This window comes from Streptomyces sp. NPDC101237, assembly GCF_044767465.1.
Lineage (GTDB): Bacteria > Actinomycetota > Actinomycetes > Streptomycetales > Streptomycetaceae > Streptomyces > Streptomyces gramineus.
Window position 1 is genome coordinate 1 of sequence record NZ_JBIWNY010000052.1, and the last position, 22729, is coordinate 22729.

Consider the following 22729-nt stretch of genomic DNA (forward strand, 5'->3'; position numbering starts at 1 on the left):
CGTGGACCCCACCGGCCGCCCCCCCCGGGGGGCGGGGGGGGTGGGACCCCCCCGGGGGGGGGGGGTGGGCCCCACCCCCGCGGCGCGGGGAGCAGGCCGCCTACAGGCCGACCCAGGCCGCCATGTGGGGACCATCCCCGCGGGCGCGGGGAGCAGCCTTTGATGTTGCCGCCGGGCGGCCGCACGAAGGGACCATCCCGCTGGTGCGGGGAGCAGAACTTCCGGAACGGGCGCTCCGTGATGCCAAGGGGAACATTCCCGCCTGTGCGGCGAGCAGTCAGGTCCATGCTGCACCCCTCGATCCACCGAGGGAGCATCCCGTGGGCGCAGGGAGCAGCTGGATTCTTTCAAGCCCAAGGACCAGCCGAAGGGAACATCCCCGCGGGCGCGGGGAGCAGTTCACCGACACCGAAACCACCGGCCTGGACCCGGGACCATCCCCGCGGGCGCGGAGAGCAGCCCACCCTTACCCTCAACATCGGGCAGCTTCTGGACCATCCCCGTGGGCGCGGGGAGCAGGTCGAGGGCGTCCTCCCGTTCCACGACTACGCGGGACCATCCTTGCGGGTGCGGGGAGAAGCCAGCGGACGAAGCCGCCATGCCGCCGGGCGAGGGGCCATCCCCGCGGGCGCGGGGAGTAGGCGTGTCGGGCCGGCAGCGCTCGCAGGCGTGGGGACCATCCCCGCGGGTGCGGGGAGCAGAGACGCCAGACATCCACATGCATCATTTCAGCGGGACCATCTCCGCGGGTGCGGGGAGCAGACGGGGCCGAAGTGGGTGTCGCCGGAGGGCTCGGGACCATCCCCGCGGGTGTGGGGAGCACGCCAAACCGTGGTTTGAAAAGGACGCGCGCCCGGGACCATCCCCGCGGCGCGGGGAGCAGGGTGGGGTGACGCGACGGCCCATGCGGGCCTCGGGACCATCCCCGCGGGTGCGGGGAGCAGGTGACGGCCGTGGTGATGTCGGCCCCGGTGTTGGGAACATCCCCGCGGGTGCGGGGAGCAGGCGGCGCGCCGCTCGGGGACTTGCGCGGCGTTGGGAACATCCCCGCGGGTGCGGGGAGCAGCCCAGGGCGTCAATGGTGAGCTGGTACTCCTGGGGACCATCCCCGCGGGTGCGGGGAGCAGCAGAACATCCACGGCGACCCGGACAACATCCCGGGAACATCCCCGCGGGTGGGGGGAGCACTCCTGTTCGGTGAGCCAGCGCCGGACGGTCTGGGGACCATCCTCGCGGGCGCGGGGAGCAGACAGCGGGCAGCGCCGACGAGCCGGGCAGGGTGTCGGGAACATCCCCGCAGGTGCGGGGAGCAGGCCGTGTTCGCCCGTCACGGTAGGGCTTCCTCGGGAACATTCCCGCGGGTGCGGGAAGCAGAGCAGTGCGACCAGGGTCTCAAGTCGGCGTCCGGGAACATCCGCGCGGGTGCGGGGAGCATGTGAGGGCGGCCGCGCCAGCGGTGATGCGGTCGGGAACATCCCCGCGGGCGCGGGGTGCACGTGCCGACCGGGTCGGGCCAGGCCGCCGCGGCGGAAACATCCCCGCGGGTGCGGGGAGCAGTGTCGGCTTTCCGGCCACAGGGTGGCCGACCGGGGAACATCCCCGCGGGTGCGGGGAGCACTTCCACGTTTGCGTAAAAAATGGCTTCAGCGCGGGACCATCCCCGCGGGTGCGGGGAGCAGTCGGGGCCGACCAGGACCTGCGCACGGTAGGAGGGAACATCCCCGCGGGCGCGGGGAGCAGGGCCTCTCCCACCGGTTCAAGGCGATCTCCGGGGGACCATCCCCGCGGGCGCGGGGAGCAGTTTCTCGGCATCCGTGACGTCAGACAACACTCGGGACCATCCCCGCGGGCGCGAGGAGCAGCCGTCGTTCCTGAAAAGGCAGCCCTGGGTGATGGGACCATCCCTGCGGGCGCGGGGAGAAGGACATGAGGTTGTCCATCACGTCCCGACGCACGGGACATCCCCGCGGGTGCGGGGAGCAGCAGCGGGCTTCGTGGTCCAGCTGGCGGGCATCGGGAACATCCCTGCGGACGTGGGGAAGTAGTGCGCGGTGAAGCAGCCCAACGGGCAGACCATGGGAACATCCCCGCGGGTGCGGGGAGCAGGAGACGAGGATCCGATCCCCGTCCAACTGGAGGGGAACATCCTCGCGGGTGCGGGGAGCAGCGACGACTACCACCATGCGCTTGCGGACCAGAATGGATCATCCCCGCGGGTACGGTGAGTAGTGGGGCGGGACCTGCGCGCCCTCGGGGCCGAAGGGAACGTCCCCGCGTATGCGGGGAACAGCCGATCTACAGGGCAGGCTCTCTGCCGAACAGCGGAACATCCCCGCGGGTGTGGGGAGCAGTGGCGCGGCTTGCGGGGTTGTGGCGTGGGTGGTGTGGTTTTCGTGAGTTCGGCGGATTCCGGGAAAGGGCCTTTTTCGCTTTTGCGTGTTGCTGCTGTGGTGGCAGTCGGGAAGTGCAGAGGCCATCTGTTCGGGTGTTGAGTTCTCATGGGTGGGGTCATCGGGTTCGGGGGTTTTTCGATGCATTGAGGTGGGTCATGGTGATGTCTCGGATGGTGGTGAGTGCTTCGGGGGCGAGTGTGGGCAGGATGGGGATTGTGTGGTGCCAGCCGGTGGTGGCCAGAGCGTGGTGCAGTGGTTTGAGTGCGTCTTCGTGGGCTGGAGGTGCGGCCGAGGTCGTCTTCAGGGCCAGGTGCTGGATGGTGGGGGTGAAGGGGTCTGTTTCGATCGGGTCGGGGACGGGACTGGGGCGGTGGGGGATGCGGGCGAGGTGTGATGCCACTGCGGTCAGTGCCGCCGCTCTGTGGTGCGGGGTGGCGGGGAGCATGGCGACTTGCTGGGCGGTGATGGTGTCGCGCAGGGCTGCGTGGAGTATGGCCATTGCGGTTGTGGGGAAGTGTGCGGTTCCGCGGTTTGCCATGTCTGTGGTGAGCCAGTGCAGTTGACGGCGGGGATCTTGTCCGGCACCGATGTGCAGGAATGCCTGTACGAGGACGTCCTGGGGATGCCAGGACTGCGGGTTGCTTCGTGCGGTTTGCTCTTGGGCCTTTTCCATTTCGGCGTCGAAGAACCGTTGTTGTTGGGGCGTCAGGAGGACGGTGACGGGGAGCAGTTGAGCCAGTGAGGTCAGCAGCCCTTTGCTTCGGATCGTGTGCGGGGCAGCGTCTCGGCGCTTGATCAGTGGAAGGATCAGTTCGGCCGCTGCTTCAGGGGCCTGTGTCGCGAGTTCGGTGGCGACGGCGATGCGTGCTGCTCGGTCGGCCTTTCGCCAAGCGGCCCGCTTTCCGGCATCGTCCGGCTGTCGGTTCCGTTCGATCAGGTTCACGGCGGACTGCACTTCGCCTGCGGACGCCAATGCCTGTGCGGCGTAGGCCCAGCTCGTGGTTGAAACGGCTGCGGAGGAGAGCGCATGAGACGCTGCTTGTGCGTGCTGTCGTGCTGCGGTCGGCTGGAGAGAGTCCCTGCAGGCCAGCGCCATGGCGGCGTGTACGCGTACCTGGTCGGCCGGGTGATGGGCGAGGTCGAGCAGCGGCTCGACGCTCTTGGCCGGCTGGGTACGAACGAGCGCGCCCGCCAGGTCCGGCAGCCACACCGGAACGCGGCCGTTGCCGGGGGCTGCCGCGGGGAGGAGGCCCAGTGCCTTCTCCAGGAAGTGCTCTGCTTCATGGACGGCGCACTGGTCGGCGAGGTGGAACGCTCGGTCGGCGAGTTCGGTGGCCTCGGCAAAGGCTTCGTCTTCGTTCGCGGCGGGGGCAGGTTGTCCCGGCTGCTGCGGCTGCTCGGGGGGAAGGACGCGCTGCCCGAGTTCGCGTATGCGGAGGGCTTTCTCGGGTGGTGTCCCGACGTCGGTGAGGGCCTGGGAGAGTGCGGTGAGCGTGTGCCGGAAGCCGAATTCGATATGAACGGCATCCGCCGCCCTTGGCCCTGCGTCCACGTGCAGCACACGCTCGAGGTACAGGCCTGCCGTGGCCACGAGCCGAGCGGCCTGCGCCGGTCGGGACTGTGCCACAAGTGAGGCGGCGGCTGCGAGCACGGAGACTTTCTCCAGCGTGGGCGTGGCCTCCCACACCTCCATCGTGCGGGCCAGGACCCGGTCGTGGATGCGGTCGGCGCGGTCAGGGTCTGCGGACGCAACCATCTGCCAGATCTGGATGGCGCTGGCCGCTGCGACTGCCTCGGCTGGGTCTTCGCCGGCGAGCGTCTCAGCCTGTTCCTCCAATTCGTCCAAGAGCTCGGCCGCGCAATCGGGATGGTCCGGCATCAGCATGCGGGCGGCCTGTACGCACGCCTCGTTGCGGACCGTATTCATGCCCTGGGTGGAGCGGAGCAGAGTGAGAGCGTCCTCGAACTGGCTCTGGCAGTCGCTCCCCTTACCCGGCGGGGCGGCGGCACCCTGAACTCTTGGGTCGGAGGCTCGCGTCGTCTCCAGCTGTGCCAAAGCGACTTGTGCTGCTGCGGCCGCCGCTTCGTCGGCGACGTAGCCGAGGCGGTCTGTCTCGCGCAGTGCCGCGCGCGCCCATTCTCCCGCCTCGCGTGCGGCGGCTGCGGCCTGTTCGTCACCCATGGCGTGCAGAACGCGTGCTACGCCGGCCAGATGCAGGGCCTTGTCGACGGCGCGCCCGGAGGCGGCCGCCAGGGCGCGGGCCCGATGGGCATCGCCGAGCCGGGCGACGGTCCGTACCACGGGGGCGGGCAGCGGCCGTACGTGCGTCAGCAGCATCTCCCGAGAAGCGGCAGCCGCGGCCTGGTTCAGCAGTGGGGAAGGGTCCGGGACGGATGCAGCGATGAGGTCAAGTTGGGCGAGAGCGACGTCTGCTCCGGAGTTCTGGATGAGGCGGAGCTGACGGTGAGGGTCGCAGACCAGGGCCGTGAGTTCCTTAATGTCTCCGGTTTCGTGCACCAGACGGGTGTAGCCGGTGAGGAGGTAGTTCGGGGTCTCCTCGGGCCACGCCGCGCCCTGGTACTGCCGGGCCCAGCGGTGCAGATCGTTGGCACGTTCGGCGAGGAAGCGATTGCCCAGGGAGTCGAACGCGGCTTTGTGCAGTTCGGCATGGGCCAGTACGAATGTCTGCCGGCCGGCTGCTGCCTCCACTTCGGTCTGTACATCCAGGTGGAGGCGGTCGGTGCGTGTGGGTGTCATGGAGCGGCCGGCCACGGTGCTGAGCTTGACCCGTACGTCGTGTGGTGCGATGTCGAGGAGGTCGCTGAGGTCTGTGCCGGTCAGGGCGCCTCTTGCTGCGACGAGCAGTCCCAGGAGGCGCCGACCGATGTCGCGGTCGTCGAGAAGGGCGTGGAGTTCCACGAGGGCGGTGTCCCGGATGACCCGTGCCGCGGCAGAGTCGGTCAGCCGCCGGACGATGGAGGGGTCCCGCAGGGGATGGTCCGGTGCGAGCTTCACCGGAACGCGGGGGTGGGGGCGTCCGGTGACGATGACGCGCATTCCGTGCGGGGGTGCTTTCGGTAGCAGTCCGACGATGCCCGCGCCTTCCTGGCCGGCGTCCGCGTCTTCGTCGAGCCCGTCGACGATCAGGATCAGGCGCCGATGGCGCTCCGCGCATTCACGAGCCGCTGCTGCGTACAACGGGTCGAGCGTCGGTCGTTTCCGGTCGACCGCCGGGCGTCGCCTGCTTCCTGTCGCACCGGCCATCTGCTTGCTGAGGTCCCGGACGAAATCGTCGCGGCGGTCGGTGCCCAGGCGGCCTGAGATGATGTGATGCGCGACGTCCACCCCGGCAGGCAGGTGCCGGGCGGCGAACCAGGCCACGAGAGCGGTTTTACCTGCCCAGGGGCCCGCTTGCCACCACATGTATGCGGGGGCACCGTCGGGAGCTGTGACGAATGCCTTCAGTTCGGCCACCTCCTGCTCCCGCTCTTCGAGGTCGCCGGGCAGGACGTCCAGGAGGGCCGGGGACGGTCCTCCCAGCAGGCGGCCTCGGGAAGCCGCGTGGACGCGGGGGCCGTGGCCGCCCTGTCCACTTGTACTGACGTCTTGGGCGGTCCTCAGCCGACGGCCCCAGGTACCGGGGGCAGTGCGGGTGTGCCCCGGTGTGCGGCTGGCCGCCCGATTCTCCAGGAACGGGATGAGCACCTGCATGACGTACTCGATGTGACGTGCTTTCTGCGGGGGATTCTTGTTGAACCAGTCAGAGAGGTTTGACTTGGCCACGGTGTAGCCGGCCTGCACGGCGAGTTGCATCAGCCGTGTGTACGTGAACTCATCACCACCGCCCGCTGCTTGGTAGAGCGCCTTGAGGTCGGCCATGAACGTCGGCAACTGTTGGGTATCGTCTTGTCCGCTCTGTGCGGAAGACTTCTCCGGACACATCTTCATCTCCTCTCTGACCTGCGTGGATAGCGCTGGACAGCTTGTGCGGACTTCGCCGGACGCTGTCCTGGAGGCGGATATCTAGGGGGCCGCGCCCGGGGGAGAAGGCCACTGGGCGGTGATCCCGAGGGGGATGCACGTGTCTGTTCTGCTGCCTGTCCTGGAGTCCGTGCTCAGGGACGCCACCACGGTTTCCGCCGCGACTGGTCTGATGTATGCCGGGTCCGTTGTCATGGTGGCGGCTTCTTCTGTTCTCTTCCGCAATCCACAGCGTCGGAGTGATGCCCGCGCGACGTTGAGGATCCTGATGCGGCGCGGAGAGAAGCGCTGACACCGGTGGACCTGGCCCCGGCGGGGTCTTTGGCCCTACTCTCGGCCCCTGTTGGGGTTGCCCGCGGCTGCGGGGATGGCCCCCGTTAGGAGCAGAGCCTCCTTGTTCTCCCGCGTGCGCGGGGATGTCTTGCACTGATGACCTGACCTGATCGAGGTCTGGTTCATGGCAGTGGGGGCGACGTGTGGTGGGGGCCGGATTGTTGTCCGGCCCCCACCGGCGTGTTCCGCCGGGATCGTCAGCGGGTGAGGATCAGTCCGCAACTGTAGGCGCGGGCGTGGCCCAGGCCGTTCGACAGGACGCTGACGAGGGTTTCCGCGTCAGTGACGGTGAGGGAGCCGCGGATCTCGGCGCGTCCGATGCGGACCGGCTTGCTGCGGTGAGTACTGGACACCGTCGGCAGCATCCGGATTCCGAGGGTGTCGGGGTTGGCGGTGGCGCCGATGCGGGCGACGCCGTCCTCGGCGTTCGCCGGTTCCCCGTCGGCCTGGAAGCGACGCGAGAACCACTTCTTCACGTGCTCGGGCGTCGTGTGAGCGCTGCGGGTGCCACGGGCCTTGTCCGGGGCAGGTTTGCCCGACGGCTTGCTGCGGGTTGGATTGACGACCGTGCGAAAGCCCAAGACTTCGCCTGCCTTGAAGGTACGGTCGACAGTGATGATGTGCGGTGCAGCGGTGAAGGCCCCGCGCGGGATGCGGGACCAGTCACCCGGGACCCTGGACTGCACGACCAGGACGAGTGCCGCCGCCTTCAGGTCCACCGACCACGTCGACAGGACACCCATCTGAGCGCGGGCATCGAGGTCACCGCTCTCGACCCAGCCACGGAAGCCGCTCATGACGGTGCGGTGCATTTCCTGGGCGTCGACCAGGGACTTGGCTACGAGAGGATGACGGGCGTCCAGAGACAGGACGGAGTGGGTGGCGACGAAGCGGGCTGCCGAGGCCCGTGTGGTGTTCACGGGATGATGTCCCATCCGGTTGCCGTCGGTGCGATGGTGATGCGTGTACGGGTCTCCCAGCGTGTGACGTGAGCCCGGTGGGCCGGGTCGAAGCTGACCGGCTGGTCGTTCACTTGCAACGCACCGCGAGTGCCCGACGGCGCCTGGATCCACGCCAAGGGGCGTCGGCCCGAGGCGTCGGGTCCGTCCGGTCCCGGAAGCAGGCGCTTGGCGGCGAATACGGTGGCGATCGTGCCGGGGAGGATCTCCGCAGCCAGGGTGCCGGAGGGCGGGCACGACTTCCGGCCGAGCCACAGCAGCCGCTTCGGATGTTCCAGGGCGTAGGAGATTTCCTCCAGCAGCACCCGGTTCTGGTGCTCGAGTCCTACGACGAATGCCGCGTCCGACAAGTACCAGCGCTCAGTGATCATCGCCGAACGCGATAGCTCCGCCGAGACGAGGGTCCCGGAGACGGAGTCAGCCGTGATCTTCTTCGGCGCCCCGTACCAGCCTGCCAGCTCGTGATGTCCGAAGCCCGGCCCTTCAGCCGCTTCCAGACTCGTGGCGATGGCCGCGGCACGCCGGTGGTCGGTGATGACGTCCCGGGGTCGCAACGGGAACCGGCCCGCGCCGACCGTGTGGTAGTCCCGCACCGGGGTGCCCGGGTGGTCGGCGCGGACGCCGAAGACCAGCGCAGCGAGGTCGCCCAGGGGGGCGGTCCGCTCCCGGCCGAGAGCCGCCGCGCACAGGCCGATGATCGCCGACTTGGTGGGGCGGGCATGGCTGTCGCGGTAGGAGAACCGGGACGCCACCCCCCAGGACTGCAAGGGTGCGGCGAGTCGCACGAGCAGAACGTGCCTGCTCACGCCGTCAGCTCCTCGGGGGAGGCCACGGTCACCACACCGGTGTCCTCGAGGGTGCCGATGAGTTCGTCGATCTGCGGATCGTAGGTGAGGACACGGCCAGCCTCGATATCGGGCCGGCGACGGCTGACGAACACGTGGTGCCTCAGCAGCCGCTTCACCGCGGCCGGACCGGCAGGGCCCTCGCCGTCCTTGTCCACGGGGTTCTCGTCGATGGGGGCCTGGAACGCGGCCGCGTAGTTGTAGGGGCGCTCGCCCTCGAAGGCCAGGACCAGAGCAGGCAGCGAGCCGGTGGAGGCGGTCGAGTTCTTCTTCGCTTCGGGGAAGGCGTCGACGAAGGCGGTGACGAACTCGGCTTCGGCCGCGACGGACGCCTCTTCGGCCTCCTGAGCGGTCATTCCGGCCGCTTGGAGGTTCCTGCGCAGCTGCAGGCGGTCGAGCACCGCGTGCCGGTAGAAGGTGCCGGTGATCAGGGACTGGTAGCCGGTCATGCCGGCACCGGCGTCGTCCGCCGCGTCGAGGAAGTCCAGCGCGTTTTTCTTGCGGTCGAGCTTCGCGTCGTCTGCCGCGGCGTAGAAGTCGTCAACCTGTTCCGCTTCGTGCACGGTGAAGGCGTGGCTGCTCTGGACGGCGCCATCGACGTTCGGGGAGTCCGCGATCTCTGCGAGGAAGCGTCCGTAAAGGGCGATGTCGATGGCGTCGCGCGGGGCGAGCGCAGTGAGGACCGCTGCGCGGGTGGCGCTGGGGAGCGCAGGCAGCTTGGCCTCGGTGCCCTCGCTCGCGTTCGACTCTTGCTGCCCGGAGTTCTTGCGGGTGCTCTTCTTCGCCTTGGCCGCGGCTGCCGCAGTCTGCGCTGCCAAGTACTCCTCGGTCCAGGAACGGACTGTCTCGGCCTGCTCGTTGATGTGGGCGGCGATGCGTGTGCCCGCGTCTGCGGGGGCGAACAGCAGCACCTTGGTAAGATTCGCAACCGTCTTCTTGGCGGTGTCACCGAACTTCGGGCCGGTGGCCTCGATCACGGCGCGTGCGGTGCGGACGGCTTCGTCCGCTTCCCATCCATGCTCGGAGGTGAGGGCGCGCGCGGTGATCAGCGCCCACTCACGGGTTCGGACGCCGGTGCTGCGGCCGGCCAGGGCGCCGAGGCCCGCGTTGGCCCGGTTCCGGGTGTGGACGCGCTCGGCCCTGCGCCGTGCCTGACTCGTGATCATGTGGCGTTCGGTGCCACCGTAGACGATCGACTTGGGCGCCCCGTTCTCGTCACGCACGGGTAGAACGGCCACCAGGGTCTCCAGGAGGTGCAGGGAAAGAAACTGGCGACCGGTGGACGAGGTGTTGGGGGTCACGTGGTGGAGTCCTTCTCGAGAGAGGCGGTGGCAGTTGAGGGGGCGGGCCGGCTGGCGGGGATCTTGGCGGGAGGCATGTGGAAGGCCACGCCCCACTCGTACGGAACGCGGGCTTTGCGGTCGTGCCACCGGGCCAGATCGTCGACGAGGCGTGCCCACGACGGCGGCTGCTGCTCACAGGCCCGCAGGCGGGCGACAGCGTGCTGCAGGTGCCGCCACGGAATGCGACGACTGGACACGATGCGGTCGACGAGTCGAGCCGCGCCCGGGTCGTCCGGCCCGCGTCCGGATCCACTGCCGATGCGGCGGGCTGCCTCGCCCAGGCTGCCGTACCCGAAAGCGGGCTTCGACCGCCCTTGGTGGTAGACCGCGAACATGAATGCGACTTGAAGGTAGACCTCACGCTGGGCGTCGGTGGGACTGTGCCACAGAGCCTGGAAGTGAGGCTTCTTCTGGACGCGGGGGCGCCGGAGTTCGGCGAGACTTGTGTAGTCGTGGTTGTGGACGAGGCTGGCGAGCCAGGTCGTGAGCGCGATGCTTCTCTCACTGACATCGGTTTCCGCACCGGTACTGGTGGTCATGAGGTCTCCCTCCAAAGTTCGGCCGGGGCCTTCGCCGTAGCCAGCTCGTCATCGAAGCGCCTCAACGCGGCGGCCCGGGCCTTTGCACCCTGCGAGTTCCTGGGCAGAGGGTCGAGGCGTTCGGTGAGGAACCTGCGGGCAGCGGTGGCGACGCTGGCCGCGTACTCGTGAAGACAGGCGTGGACGTCCTCTCCCAGCGTGGTTTCCTCCATCAGCAGGTCGAACGACTCTTGCGTGGCGGCCCAGTGGTGTTCACGGGCGTCAAAGCGTGCGATCTGGGCGCTCTTATCGGTCGGCTTGGGGTTCGGGTACGCCACGGTCCAGGCCGCGTACGCCGCCTTGGACAAGGCGGCCGCCACGAACTCGGCGATGTCCGAACCGCGGTAGGAGGCTAGGTACAGCTTTGCCTCCAGGCCGGGGGCGAACGGGAAGGTCCCGTCGACCCATTTGATGGCCGTCGTCTGCTTGGCCACGAGCCCGACCGTCCACAGGTCAATGAGTCGCGCGGGCTGTTGACCGGGCTCGGGAGCGACATCCTCGGCCGGGAAGAGCGCGAGTCTCCGGTACAGCGTGCCGCCATCGTTGCCGCCCGCCTCGGAACGTGCCTCGGCCACGGCCGCGTACAGGGCGTGGGCCTCCCGCCAGACGGCCCGGGACGCCGAAGCCCACAGCGGTTTGCTGGTGCCGTCAGCCTTCTTGACGTAGACGGCGTCCTGCAGATGCTCATCCGTCAGCGCCAGCAGCTCACCCGCGCCGAGCAGCACCCGGTCCACATGGTCCCCTGCGCGGGTTGGACGGAGCAGGATCGACCGACCGAGATAGCTGTGCAGATCGGCCGGACCGGCGACCGGACGACCGCTCGGTTTGGCATTGAATCCGCGACGCTCCTGACCAGCCGTCCAGGAGCGGTTCAACTCCCCTGGCGGCCCGGGAACCGGAGCCAGGTTGAGGCGCAGCGTCTCGCCGAGACTGGCGCCGAGAGCGATCACCCGGATCCGGGTGCCGAGCCGGCCGGCGGCGAGGTTGGTGATGGTGGCACCCAACGTTTCCTTGCCAGAGATCCTGGCACGTCCGGCCGGACCGTACACATGCTGAGTGAGCATGGCCCGGAACGCCTGGGCGACGGGGAGCGGAGTGGGGTGCTCCAAGTGGTGATGGTCGAAGAACTGGTTGTAGTCCCCGACTTGCTCGATCACCAGCTGCGCCAGCCCTGTCCCGTGCTCATCGAGAAACGGAGCGAGCAAAGCGTTCTGCCCCAAGGGCTCCATAGGATGAAACAGATCCCAGATCTCGTCTTCGGGGCGCTGGGTGAGCCACTCCGCAGCAGGCCGGAGCGTGTCTTTCTGATCCACCCAGGCAGGCCACTGCGCGACTGACCTCGGATACGTGCCGGAGGCATAGCAGATGGCCAGCAGAAACTCGATGACCGCGACCTTCTCGCCCGGCGTGCCGCTTTCCACGCTGCGCACGTCATCAGCATCGTGGAGCAGCTCCACCAGACTCATATCTACGAGCCGGTCCTCAAGGGTCAGCACCGGGATACAGGGAGACTCCCGGGGGTCCCAGCGGGGGCGCACGCCCCTGTCACGTAGGGCACTTAATTCAGCCACACTCCAGCCCAGCTCTCTCTTACTCTTAACGGTTGCCAGCTTGAACGGGGCCAGACGCTAGCAGTCCGAAGTACCTGAAACGACGGGTTCTGCGAATCTTCTGTCAACGGCCAGTTGGCTGGGCAGACCCAGCGGCGGCGTTACGGCAGAAGCTGTTGAGTGTAAAAATGCCCTACACCTGCGTTAGCGCTGCTATGTCGAAACCAGTGAAATTGCTTCAAAGCGACCTGTTTCCGTGACAAAGTCGCAGGTCACGAATTGCGCTCCCCGCGGCCGCAGGGATGGCCCCAACCTCCTGCACCTCAGGAAACGGCAGTTCCTGTACTCCCCGTGCCCGCGGGGAGGTGCCCCATTTGCTCAGCACGCCGACGGAACTGCTCTCCGCTCCCGCGGGGATAATCCCCCTTCCCGCCTGTGCTCGGCCTTGCTGCCTGCTCCCTGCGCCTGCGGTGATGTTCCCTACGTGGTCCCCGCAACGGCGACCCGCATGCCTGCTCCCCGCCCCGCGGGGATGCTCCCGCCTCCGCGACGCCATCGCCGAGGGAACGCCCTGCTCCCCGTGCCGGCGGGGATTGTCCTCAGGTCACGATCGGCGGCCTGGAGGGCGACGACTGCGTACCGTACCCAGTGCGGGGAGCAGGTCACCAGCACCAAGGCGAGCCTGCTGCTCGCGGGACCATCCCCGCGGGCGCGGGGAGCAGACTTGCTGAACTGGGCGGTTCCGGCTCGCCGGCCGCCACTCACGCTCCTCGGATCCGTCCACGTCGACCGCAGCGATCCGTCGGGCCGCGCCCATCAGGTCGGCGAAGTCGTCGTTGAGAACAGCCTTGGAATGCGCCAACTGCACCGGATAGCGCATTCCCTCGGGGGCCGGCAGGCGGTTGAGCCAGTCCAGCAGACGGGGAAACATCGCGTTACCGGTGGCCATCGTCGGCAGCGCGAAGAACACCCCGCCCGCCCCACACCGCGACGCAAGGATCTCCACAGCGGCGAGCGCGGCCTCCGTCTTCCCCTCTCTCATCGGCGCCTCGATCACCATCAGCCCAGGCTCGTGCATACCCCGGGCCAGTTCTACAGCCGCCTCCTGCACCGGCCGGACCTTCGCCGCTGGCGGAAGGTCGAACCGGGACGCGAACAGTTCCTGCACATCTGCGACCGGTTCTTCGGCATGCCATGGACCCGGCAGGTCCAGTCCGCGCCAGGCGGCCGCGATGCGCTCTCGGCCCGTGCGGGGTACGTCCTCAGGAAAATAGGGGAAGAGGCCGGGATTGCTGGCGATCCAGTCGGAGACGATGACCAGCGCAGAAAGCAGCACCTGTACTGGTTGCGGCAGCTTCACACCCTGCCAGGCCACCAGACACTCGCGGACGCCGAACTCATCCGCGCACGCGTCGAGCAGCTCCTCCTGCACCCGCCTCCACAGCGCCCCGCTCGACCCATGCGTGCGCAGCAGGTCAGGGTGATGGTCAAGCGCCTGGATCTGGCCGTGCTCGGGCGGCACCCCATGATGCCCACCCACCACCACCGTGAACTGCCCGGCCTGCTTGACCGTCCAGCCGTACCGCGCCTCCAGCCATTCCCCCAGCAGCACCTGTCCGGCCAGCCCGTGCGGCGCGAGCCGCCGGTCCGCGCCCATCGCCTGCCGGGAGCGCATCTCAAGCCCATGTCCACGCATGTTCTGCGCCAACTGCTCGACCTGGCAGGCGAACGCCGGCGTCGCCTTACCGATGTCGTGCACACCGGCCAGCCACACCACCAGCCGGCGCGCATCCGCCTCCCCACCAGGCAGCGCATCAGCGATCAATCTCCGCACGGACAGCGGCAGCCACTCGTCCCACAAACGCCCGGCTACGGCAGCACTGTCTTCCATATGCCGCCACAACGGCAGCCACCGGTCGGAATCACGCTCGTGCTTGGCCCACACGCTCAACGCCGGCCTGGCCAACCGGACATGAAGCCCCATAGGGGCGTCCCCCTCGCCTCTCATGCCAGATACATACAGGACATATGTGAATCGTGAAGTCAATATGAAGAAACCGAGAAGGCTCTGCCGCCGGGTCGAGCCGAGCCGCAGGTGTCGATACGGGGACAACCCTTAAGGTTGAGGTCCCCACCGGCCATCCCAGCAAGACCCCGAAGGGGCGGTAAGTACCTTTTGCCGGACTCGCTGAAACTCATGGAAACCACGGCCCCTGTGCCGTAAACCCGCAGGTCGCACAGTCTGCTCCCCGCGCCCGCGGGGATGGTCCCCCGCCGCCGGATTCCCACACCTCGACGCCGACCTGCTCCCCGCGCCCGCGGGGATGGTCCCACGGCCACACCTGCCGCCACCCCAAGTGCGCCCTGCTCCCCGCGCCCGCGGGGATGGTCCCGGTCCGGGCCAGATGACGGGGACGATCTCGCCCTGCTCCCCGCGCCCGCGGGGATGGTCCCTACTGGAACTCGCTGGGCTACTGGGCGAACCCCTGCTCCCCGCGCCCGCGGGGATGGTCCCAAGCGGGGCATCACCATCCGGCTCGCGATCAACTGCTCCCCGCGCCCGCGGGGATGGTCCCCTGGGCAAGCCCATGCCGACTGCGGCGGAGATCTGCTCCCCGCGCCCGCGGGGATGGTCCCGGGCCTCCTTCTACTTCGACTTCGTGGTGAACCTGCTCCCCGCGCCCGCGGGGATGGTCCCCACCAGACCCTGGAACACATCGAGCGGATCCTCTGCTCCCCGCGCCCGCGGGGATGGTCCCGGCTTCCTGGATGCGTGCGACAAGGTCGGTGTCTGCTTCCCGCGCCCGCGGGGATGGTCCCGCGATGGGGAGGTACCACTCCAGCTCGACCGGCTGCTCCCCGCGCCCGCGGGGATGGTCCCGCCTCGGGACGGCGAAGCCGCATCAGATCGGGACTGCTCCCCGCGCCCGCGGGGATGGTCCCTCCGCCGTCATCAACGTCTCCAGCGCCAACTCCTGCTCCCCGCGCCCGCGGGGATGGTCCCTACTCGCTCGTTGAGGTACCTGGTGAGATTCCCTGCTCCCCGCGCCCGCGGGGATGGTCCCTCATTCCGGGATCTCGATTCCGTTGTCTCGGCCTGCTCCCCGCGCCCGCGGGGATGGTCCCTCGTCACGCGGACACTGTTCCGGCGGTCGGTTCTGCTCCCCGCGCCTGCGGGGATGGTCCCTGCGGGAACATCGGCGCGAGCTGCGCGAACAGCTGCTCCCCGCGCCCGCGGGGATGGTCCCGCGTCCAGTCGCGCTCCTGGCAGGGCGGCACATGGCGCGACGCCGATCCGAGCGTTTCCCGGTACTGGGACGACTCCGACGACGACGTCCTCACCGCGGCCTGGCGCGCCGGCCTGCCCGCACGGTCGGCTGCGCAGTAGCTGGTCCTGGCCGGGCGACAGACAGCAGCACGGTGTCGGCGACACTGGGGGAAAGCTGCTCGACCTGGAGGAGGTGGAGTCGATGAGTGTTGCGACCGATCACACCGGGCGCTGGACCGTCGCGGACGTCCTGGCGCTGCCCGAGGACCGGACGACCCGCTATGAGCTGTTCGGAGAGTCCCTGGTGATGTCGCCCGCGCCCGGAGTCCGTCACCAGCGGGCGTCCTTCCGCCTCCACGTCATCCTCGACGCCGCGGCCCGCGCGGCCGGCGCCCCGGTGGAGGTTCTGGAAGCTATCAACGTCGTGCTGCCCTCCGGCCTGGTCGTGCCGGGCCTGGTCGTCACCGACGCCGGCGCCACTGCCGAGGACACCGTCAGTGTGGACGCCGACGCCGTCCAGCTCGTGGTCGAACTCGTCTCCCCCGGCAACGAGACCATGGACCGCAATTTCAAGCCCCTGCTCTACGCCGAAGCCGCCATCCTGCACTTCTGGCGCCTGGAGTTCGAACCCGCCCCACGCCTGATCGTCGGTGAACTCCACGGCGGCCGGTACACCGAAACGATCACCGCACTCGCCGGGACCACCACCCAGATCCACACCCCTTTCCCGGTCAGCATCGACCCGGCCGGACTTGCTTGCCAGTAACAGGCGCAGCACACACTCTTACAACGCCTAACATAATGGGCTCTGCGGGCTGATCTACAGAGATCCCGGGTCGCCGTCGGCCATGAACCCCGTCAGGGATTTCTCCAGCAGTTCCAGAAATTGCCGCAGGTCGTCGGCTACCTTGTCGAGTTCCGGTTCGTCCAGTGATGCCGTCCGCGTCCGATGAACCGACCCGTCAGGGCCCACGACGTAGGACAGGCCGCCGCCGTTCGAGCCGATGGCCACCATCTGGTCCACGCCAGCATCGACAGGGCCGTGCTCCTGGAGTCGCATAAGGACGTCGCTTGCCGAGTCGAGGAAGTATCCGTTGCCGACGTCTGCCCAGGTCGCGTCGCCGATGCTGTCATAGATAGTGACCAGGTCCGCTGGGATGAGGTCCGCTTGGGCAAGCGCGCGAGCCGCGGTTTGATCGTCGCGGCTGGCAGGCCGGACCTCGTTGGTGCCGGGAGGAAAGCCGTGCCGACGCTCGAACTCGCCTGTCATCGCCGCAAGGACCCCGGAGACTCTGCCCGTCCACGAGGCCAACCAGGCGGGTGAAAGGGAACGATCACTCATGAGGCCGGATCATGGCATGACCCCGCGTGGGAGACGGTCCCGCCCGTCGGCATCGAGAGCGGACGCGGACTCGGCGTCCTGGACGAGGCCCCAGAGCGGGCCTCATCACTTCACCTCCGCTTCCTCAGCAGTGAGCGCAAAGCCGACAGGCAGCTTGGTTGTCTCTTCTGCGACGGCTGACTTGAGCTGCTCGGGCAGCAGACCCCTGGCCTCCGACAGGTTGGCACCCTCCAGGCTGGCCGCCGTGAGCTTCGCGTGCTTCAGGTAGGCGTCGGTGAATACCGTCCCCTGCAGGTTGGCGTCCGTGAGGTCCGCCCTGGTCAGGGTGGCACCCGTCAGCATTGCTTCGTCCAGGTGGGCGTACGTGAGGTCCGCTCCGGTCAGGTTGGCCCCCGTTAGTATCGCCCTGGTCAGGACGGCCCCTGCGAGATCCGCCCCGCACAGGTTGGCGTTCGTGAGCGTCGCTTCATACAGGCTGACGTCCGTGAGATTCGCCCCGCGCAGGTGGGCCCCCGTGAGCGTCGCCTCATTAAGGTCGGCGTTCGTGAGTATTGCCCCGCGCAGGCTGGCCCTCGTGAGCGTCGCCCCTGCCAAGTCGGCGTTAGTGAGTGTCGCCCTCATCAGGTTGGCGTCGGTGAGGTCGGCTTCCCTGAAGCGGGCGCCGGCGAGGTGGAGGCCGCGGAGGTCGAGTTGTTCGCGAGGGTCAACATGGGGGCGCGACTCGGCTCGAGTAAGAGCCGTGAGAGCTGCCTGCACGTCGGCAGCAGGCTCATCAGGCAGCTCGCTGCCGTCCAGGCCGGAACTGTCGGGAGCGCTGTTGCCTGAATCAGTGGCGGGGCGCGCTCTCGGTGCGCGGTCACGGATGAAGTGGCCAAGAACGCGGGCGGCATCCGTGGCTACCTGCTCAGGGGCGTCCTGGACGATTTGTTCCAGGGCGAGGATGCCACCGATACGGACGTAGATCTCTTGCGAGCCGAGCCGCTCCAGGGCCTTGGTGAAGCGGTCGGTGATCTGCCCGCGGCGGGTGAGCCGGTACGTGCGGGCGGTGTAGAGCAGAGCGACGCCGGCACCGAGGGCGGCGGTGAGCGCCACCACCGCGGTACGCAGCCCCGTGACAAGAGCAGCAGACCCCTTGCCGAGTTCTCTCTTGTCGATGTACTTGCCGTCGATCACGTACGGCCCTTTCCACAGCAACCAGGGCAGCCCGACCAGCAACAGCGCCGCCCCGGCTGCGATGGCAGCCCAGACGCACCAGAGCCGGGCTCGCTCCACTAGGCGGGCACGTATCCTGCGCTGCTCCAGCGCGGTCCTGTGTGCCAAGACCGAGCGCCGTTGCTGACGGCGCCTCTGGAGGGCCCGTACTGGGTGTGGTGTCCTCATGCCCCATATATGCCGGTACAGGGACGGTCGGTTGCAGTCGCCCGTACACAGACGAGGCCGGCACCCAATCTGCGCGAGCTGATGCGCGTCGCGGGGAAGGGGTGCTGTCAGCGGGTTCTGCCAGGGTGTGCGTCGTGGACGAACTGGTGGAGCGTGTCGATGAGCAAGATCATGCGCTGGGAGTAGTGGTCAGCCGCCGGCAGGCCATCCGGGAGAGGTGGCTGCACCGGGTCGCCGTGACGGTGTGCCGTGATGAGCATGAGCGGATCCTCGTCCACCGGCGGTCGGAGCAGCTGTCGCGTTTCCCCGGGTACTACGAGGTCCTGGTCGGTGGCGCCGTGGGTGCCGGCGAGTCCTACGAACAGGCCGCCGCGCGGGAGCTGGCCGAAGAACTCGGCATTCGTGCGCTGCCACACATGCTGTTCACTTTCCTCAACCGCAGCGGTCTGAGCCCTCACTGGCTCGGCGTGCACGAAGCCGTGATGCCGCAGGCCGTAGTCCCCGATCCCAGTGAAATCGCCTGGCACGGCTGGCTGACCGAGCCGGAGCTACGCTCCGCCCTGGCCAGGTGGCGCTTTACGCCGGACAGCCACGAAGCCCTCAGCCGGTATCACGCGTTCCGAACCACACAATCCTGACCACGCCAGAGACGCCCGACTCCGGCGCGCCCGGATCGCGTTCTCCGACGCCGGCGCCAAGCAGCTGGAGAGCATCATCAGCGAGGCGGATTTCCATGCCTTGGACCGTGCCCTGGTCGTCATCTCCGTCGATCCCGACGCTGGCGAGCCGATCCCCGGCGATACCGCCGACCCCCAGCTGCGCCAGTACACCGACGACGTCGAAGCCGTCCGGATCCTGTACTTCGTAACCGGCCCTGCGCACCGTCGTGGTCGTCGCCTACATCGAAGTCTGACCCGGAGGCGGGCGCGGGGCCGGATCGGTGGCTACGCGAAACCCGGCCGGTGAGCTCCTGGGCGGACGATGACCCACGGGCGACAGGGGGGTCTGTTCGTGGACCGCCCTGCCGCCCCATCGCCGGTAGGCTGCCCCCAGTCGAAGCCGGGGGCAGCGCGGCGTGGCAGTGCCCGTCGTTACGTGCGCCAACACGTCGCCGGGCACCCTGAGCCCCAGGGATCCTGTTTTTGGTTGCACCCAGTAGGCAGGACGCCCCGTGTCCTCTCGGTGGACTCAGTTGCGTTTCCCAGGGTGCATCGCGGCAGCATACCGACGCAAAAATGACTGGCACGCCGCTGAACTAAAACCGTTGCTCAGGAGTGCTGGCCCGTGACCCGGAGCGACGTAACGTCCCCGAGTACCGGTGGGTTGACCACGCGGAGCGGTGAACCTGCGCTTACGGAGCGCACATGGACAGATACAGAGCACCCTGTCCCTCCGGCGCGGTTCTGAACAAAACGTGCCCTACTTGACCGTTCTGTGGTGATAGGTGGATTTGGTGCTGGCATTGGCGTGCTACCCCACCTGGGATCCTTGTTGTGCCCGTGGAGAAGGTGGCGCCAACTGCCCTCTCGCAGTCGCGGGTTGCACCCAGTAGGCGGAGGGCGTTGCCGCAGGTGACGTCCTCCCTCGCTCTTTGTGAGGGACCCCAAGTGAGCACGAACCGCGACATCGTCGTCGCCGCCCGCACCATCCCCGACACCGTCGGGAACACCTCTACCGCCGAGACGAACGTGACGAACCCGGTCCCGCTCCCGGCGCGCATCACCCTCGCGCACACCCTGCCGATCACCGTCTTCCCGGTCTGTGGCGTGGCGCTGAGTCTGGCCGGCCACCTGCCCACCGGCCAGATCCTCGAACTCCTCTCCGGCTGCGGTGCCATCGGTGCCGGCGCCGTTGCGGTGATTACCGGCGGCCGCCACCTCGGTGCTGCCGCTGGCCGCGCCGCACGCGCCGCCTTCGACAAGAACGCCGGCTGAGAGGGGGCGGCGACCATGGGACGCAACCGCAAGCCCATCAGCACCGACAACCCCTACACGATGCGCCTGGCGACCATGCTCCGGGACGACCTCCTGGACTCGGCCAAGCTGACTTTCGAGGAGCTCGCCCAGCGCACCAAGAAGCGGGAGGGCATCGAGACCATCTCCCGCGTCACCCTCCAACGTGCGGCCTCCGGCACCTACCTACCCAAGGAGAAGACCATCGTGGCCTTCGCTGTGGGCTGTGGGTTCCCCGAGTCCACGGAGATCCTCCTGCGCCTGCGCACACGCGCCCGGATCCACGAGCGCGGCATCCTGCCCGAGTTCGGCCCGATTCCGCACCCCACCCTGATTAGCGACTGGCGCGACCTCAGCCGCTCCATCGAGTATCTCTACGAAGCCGCCGGCGCCCCCCCGTTCCGCGAGATCAGGGACAAGAGCGGCAACCCCCACGCTCTCTCCGTCAGCAGCCTGCGCCGGATCATCCTGCGCATCACCAAGCCCGTCGATGAACAGCAGCTGCTCGCCATCATCCACGGGTGCGGTGTGACCGACCAGGACCCCCTGTGGCGCGCCGCATGGGCCAAGGTCACCAGCACCACCGCCGGCAGCCCCGGAGAGACCGACGCGCCCCTGAACCGCCTGCTGAAACGCATGAACCGCACCAGCAAGCAGCTGACGCCGCTCTACAGGCCCATGACACGGCCCTCCGTGTACGAGGTGGTCCAGATGATGGAGGAACAGTCGAAAGACGGCGAGACTCCAAGAATCTCTCTCCTGGTACAAGGAAAAAATGGCACCAGAATGATGTTCGGTGACGATCTCGCTGCCAGTTGATTTACCGAATGGGCCCGAACCGCATGGTTCGGGCCCATTCGATTTACTGGAATTAAAAACCGAATGCCGGCAGTAGGTTGCACGCATTGAACGGGAAAGACGTACGGTCCTGAGTCGGGGGTATGGCTGCTCCCCGCGCCCGCGGGGATGGTCCCGATGTCAACCGACAGGGCCTCGGCGGGATGATCTGCTCCCCGCGCCCGCGGGGATGGTCCCGCACAGCACGCACGGCTGAGGTGCGGCAAGCACTGCTCCCCGCGCCCGCGGGGATGGTCCCGCGCCGGTTTCCTGGGGCTGGATGCAGGACGCCTGCTCCCCGCGCCCGCGGGGATGGTCCCGCCTACGGGTCCGGGCATCAGACGGCCACCTCCTGCTCCCCGCGCCCGCGGGGATGGTCCCCGGGACACGGTCATCGTCGGTTGGACGGTCTACTGCTCCCCGCGCCCGCGGGGATGGTCCCGACGGGGGCGCCTTGAACAGCGGGCTCACCGCCTGCTCCCCGCGCCCGCGGGGATGGTCCCCACCCCGGGTACCAGGACCATTCGCGTGTCCCTCTGCTCCCCGCGCCCGCGGGGATGGTCCCTCTGGCCCGGATCCAACGGTGGCCCGGTAGCCCTGCTCCCCGCGCCCGCGGGGATGGTCCCTAACCCCTGTGGGCGCGGACGGTTTCGAACCGCTGCTCCCCGCGCCCGCGGGGATGGTCCCTCTGGCCCGGATCCAACGGTGGCCCGGTAGCCCTGCTCCCCGCGCCCGCGGGGATGGTCCCAACGACCACTGCGGCTGGGTCGGCCTCCACCGCTGCTCCCCGCGCCCGCGGGGATGGTCCCTCTGGCCCGGATCCAACGGTGGCCCGGTAGCCCTGCTCCCCGCGCCCGCGGGGATGGTCCCAACGACCACTGCGGCTGGGTCGGCCTCCACCGCTGCTCCCCGCGCCCGCGGGGATGGTCCCGACATCGAGATCCGCGTCAAGGTCGCCAACGACTGCTCCCCGCGCCTGCGCGGATGGTCCCGTGGCCGCGTGCGATGACGGCAGCTCCTCGTACTGCTCCCCGCGCCTGCGGGGATGGTCCCCGCACTCAGGACAGCGTGTACCTCGCCGCAGAACTGCTCCCCGCACCCGCAGGGATGGTCCCCCGCGGTACCGGCGGCCACGCGCGGGCCGGCACTGCTCCTCGCGCCCGCGGGGATGGTCCCAGGGACAGGGGCTCGTCGGCCTGCTGGCGCTCCTGCTCCTCGCGCCTGCGGGGATGGTCCCTGGGCGAGGGCGACGATGGGGATCTCGAACTGCTGCTCCCCGCGCCCGCGGGGGTGGTACCTGTGCGGCGATCACAGCCGTGTCGATCAGATACTGGCCACGTCTGGGCCGTCGACGCCTCGGGCACCCTCGGCTAAGTCACCGGCCCCCACCACGCCCTGGACGCGATCGGCGAAGCCCTCGCAGACCCCAGCGAGGCCCATGAACTGCCCAACCTGAAATACCCCGCAATGGATTCCCTGCGGAACGCCATGAACGCATTCAGCGAATACGTGGCGGCATTTCTGGTTGGCGTAGCACCGGTATCTGTCCGGCAATGAAAGAGGAGATGCGCCGTCATCCCAGAATCCATCTCGGACGGGAAATGACGCATTCTCCAGGGCCGAGTGTGATCGGATCCACCGGGGAATCCATGCGTCACGCCAGACTGGGATCGGGGGTGAGGGTTCATCCCAGAACCTAGCCGGTTCATGCATTTGACGCCCCCTCCGAGACTGACGACCTGTCAGCACTGGGCGGACGCAAGCGAGTCGGACCACCCCTCCCCCTCACTGCTGCTGCCCTTCCTGACTGCGGAGCAGTCAGGCCCCGGACCAGCGCGGAGCATTGGTCCGGGAGGCCGGGCACGGAGTGCCTGGCCCCTTCGGGCGGAGCCCGGAGGCCTCCGGCGCGCAGCGCCGGTAAGTGCCGCGTAGCGGCACCGCGTCGCGTCTGCGGAGCAGACCGCGCG

12 protein-coding genes, 2 pseudogenes and 2 CRISPR repeat arrays are annotated in these 22729 nt (G+C 68.5%); of the genes and pseudogenes, 5 read left to right on the forward strand and 9 right to left on the reverse strand.

The features are described 5' to 3' along the window. Positions 1 to 2508: 2508 nt before the first annotated feature. From ACIRQ9_RS39430 to ACIRQ9_RS39460, 7 genes and pseudogenes are all read right to left on the reverse strand, one after another. The gene (locus tag ACIRQ9_RS39430; RefSeq protein WP_404185335.1) at positions 2509 to 6336 is read right to left on the reverse strand and encodes a hypothetical protein; all 3828 of its coding nucleotides are present in this window, start codon (positions 6334 to 6336) and stop codon (positions 2509 to 2511) included. Between the two features lie 569 nt (positions 6337 to 6905). Continuing rightward, complete coding sequence (locus ACIRQ9_RS39435) at positions 6906 to 7643, reverse strand: type I-E CRISPR-associated protein Cas6/Cse3/CasE (protein ID WP_404185338.1); 738 nt, start codon at positions 7641 to 7643, stop codon at positions 6906 to 6908. Beyond that, complete coding sequence (gene cas5e / locus ACIRQ9_RS39440) at positions 7625 to 8473, reverse strand: type I-E CRISPR-associated protein Cas5/CasD (RefSeq protein WP_404185341.1); 849 nt, start codon at positions 8471 to 8473, stop codon at positions 7625 to 7627. The genes ACIRQ9_RS39435 and cas5e overlap by 19 nt, the downstream gene beginning before the upstream one ends. Beyond that, the gene (locus ACIRQ9_RS39445) at positions 8470 to 9813 is read right to left on the reverse strand and encodes a type I-E CRISPR-associated protein Cas7/Cse4/CasC (RefSeq protein WP_404185344.1); all 1344 of its coding nucleotides are present in this window, start codon (positions 9811 to 9813) and stop codon (positions 8470 to 8472) included. The genes cas5e and ACIRQ9_RS39445 overlap by 4 nt, the downstream gene beginning before the upstream one ends. Further along, positions 9810 to 10394 carry a type I-E CRISPR-associated protein Cse2/CasB gene (gene casB, locus ACIRQ9_RS39450; protein WP_404185347.1) on the reverse strand — a complete coding sequence of 195 codons (585 nt, stop codon included), beginning with the start codon at positions 10392 to 10394 and terminating at the stop codon, positions 9810 to 9812. The genes ACIRQ9_RS39445 and casB overlap by 4 nt, the downstream gene beginning before the upstream one ends. Beyond that, complete coding sequence (locus ACIRQ9_RS39455) at positions 10391 to 12004, reverse strand: type I-E CRISPR-associated protein Cse1/CasA (protein WP_404185350.1); 1614 nt, start codon at positions 12002 to 12004, stop codon at positions 10391 to 10393. The genes casB and ACIRQ9_RS39455 overlap by 4 nt, the downstream gene beginning before the upstream one ends. A gap of 715 nt (positions 12005 to 12719) precedes the next feature. Further along, positions 12720 to 13991 (reverse strand): annotated as a pseudogene (locus ACIRQ9_RS39460) (CRISPR-associated endonuclease Cas3''); the annotation flags it as partial. 234 nt (positions 13992 to 14225) lie between these two features. Beyond that, a CRISPR array of direct repeats spans positions 14226 to 15231; the repeat unit is 29 nt; unit sequence CTGCTCCCCGCGCCCGCGGGGATGGTCCC. A 222-nt stretch (positions 15232 to 15453) separates the two neighbouring features. Between ACIRQ9_RS39460 and ACIRQ9_RS39465 the strand changes: the two are divergent. Beyond that, on the forward strand, positions 15454 to 16017 hold the full coding sequence (locus ACIRQ9_RS39465) for a Uma2 family endonuclease (RefSeq protein WP_404185353.1): 564 nt from the start codon (positions 15454 to 15456) through the stop codon (positions 16015 to 16017). A 54-nt stretch (positions 16018 to 16071) separates the two neighbouring features. Here the strand turns inward: ACIRQ9_RS39465 and ACIRQ9_RS39470 are convergent, their stop codons facing one another. After that, positions 16072 to 16521 (reverse strand): SMI1/KNR4 family protein, encoded by a 450-nt coding sequence (locus ACIRQ9_RS39470; protein ID WP_404185356.1) that lies wholly within the window; start codon positions 16519 to 16521, stop codon positions 16072 to 16074. Positions 16522 to 16698: 177 nt separating this feature from the next. Then, positions 16699 to 17766, reverse strand: a complete 1068-nt coding sequence (locus ACIRQ9_RS39475; RefSeq protein WP_404185360.1) for a pentapeptide repeat-containing protein — start codon at positions 17764 to 17766, stop codon at positions 16699 to 16701. 341 nt (positions 17767 to 18107) lie between these two features. On the opposite strand from ACIRQ9_RS39475, the gene ACIRQ9_RS39480 reads away from it, so the two are divergent. The 4 genes and pseudogenes from ACIRQ9_RS39480 to ACIRQ9_RS39495 all read left to right on the forward strand — a co-directional run bounded on the left by ACIRQ9_RS39480 (position 18108) and on the right by ACIRQ9_RS39495 (position 20744). Further along, complete coding sequence (locus tag ACIRQ9_RS39480) at positions 18108 to 18611, forward strand: NUDIX hydrolase (RefSeq protein ID WP_404185363.1); 504 nt, start codon at positions 18108 to 18110, stop codon at positions 18609 to 18611. Then, positions 18583 to 18886 (forward strand): annotated as a pseudogene (locus ACIRQ9_RS39485) (hypothetical protein). The gene ACIRQ9_RS39480 and the pseudogene ACIRQ9_RS39485 overlap by 29 nt, the downstream one beginning before the upstream one ends. Before the next feature lie 694 nt (positions 18887 to 19580). After that, entirely contained in the window at positions 19581 to 19907 is a 327-nt protein-coding gene (locus ACIRQ9_RS39490) for a hypothetical protein (RefSeq protein WP_404185366.1), read from the forward strand. Between the two features lie 15 nt (positions 19908 to 19922). Next, entirely contained in the window at positions 19923 to 20744 is an 822-nt protein-coding gene (locus ACIRQ9_RS39495) for a hypothetical protein (RefSeq protein WP_404185369.1), read from the forward strand. 126 nt (positions 20745 to 20870) lie between these two features. Next, a CRISPR array of direct repeats spans positions 20871 to 22060; the repeat unit is 29 nt; unit sequence CTGCTCCCCGCGCCCGCGGGGATGGTCCC. The last annotated feature ends 669 nt before the right edge of the window (positions 22061 to 22729 follow it).

Coding starts and splice junctions, on each gene's coding strand:
- ACIRQ9_RS39430 (WP_404185335.1), bottom strand. CDS start 6,336: ATGTGTCCGGAGAAGTCTTCCGCACAGAGCGGACAAGACGATACCCAA.
- ACIRQ9_RS39435 (WP_404185338.1), bottom strand. CDS start 7,643: ATGGGACATCATCCCGTGAACACCACACGGGCCTCGGCAGCCCGCTTC.
- casB (WP_404185347.1), bottom strand. CDS start 10,394: ATGACCACCAGTACCGGTGCGGAAACCGATGTCAGTGAGAGAAGCATC.
- ACIRQ9_RS39465 (WP_404185353.1), top strand. CDS start 15,454: ATGAGTGTTGCGACCGATCACACCGGGCGCTGGACCGTCGCGGACGTC.
- ACIRQ9_RS39470 (WP_404185356.1), bottom strand. CDS start 16,521: ATGACAGGCGAGTTCGAGCGTCGGCACGGCTTTCCTCCCGGCACCAAC.
- ACIRQ9_RS39495 (WP_404185369.1), top strand. CDS start 19,923: ATGGGACGCAACCGCAAGCCCATCAGCACCGACAACCCCTACACGATG.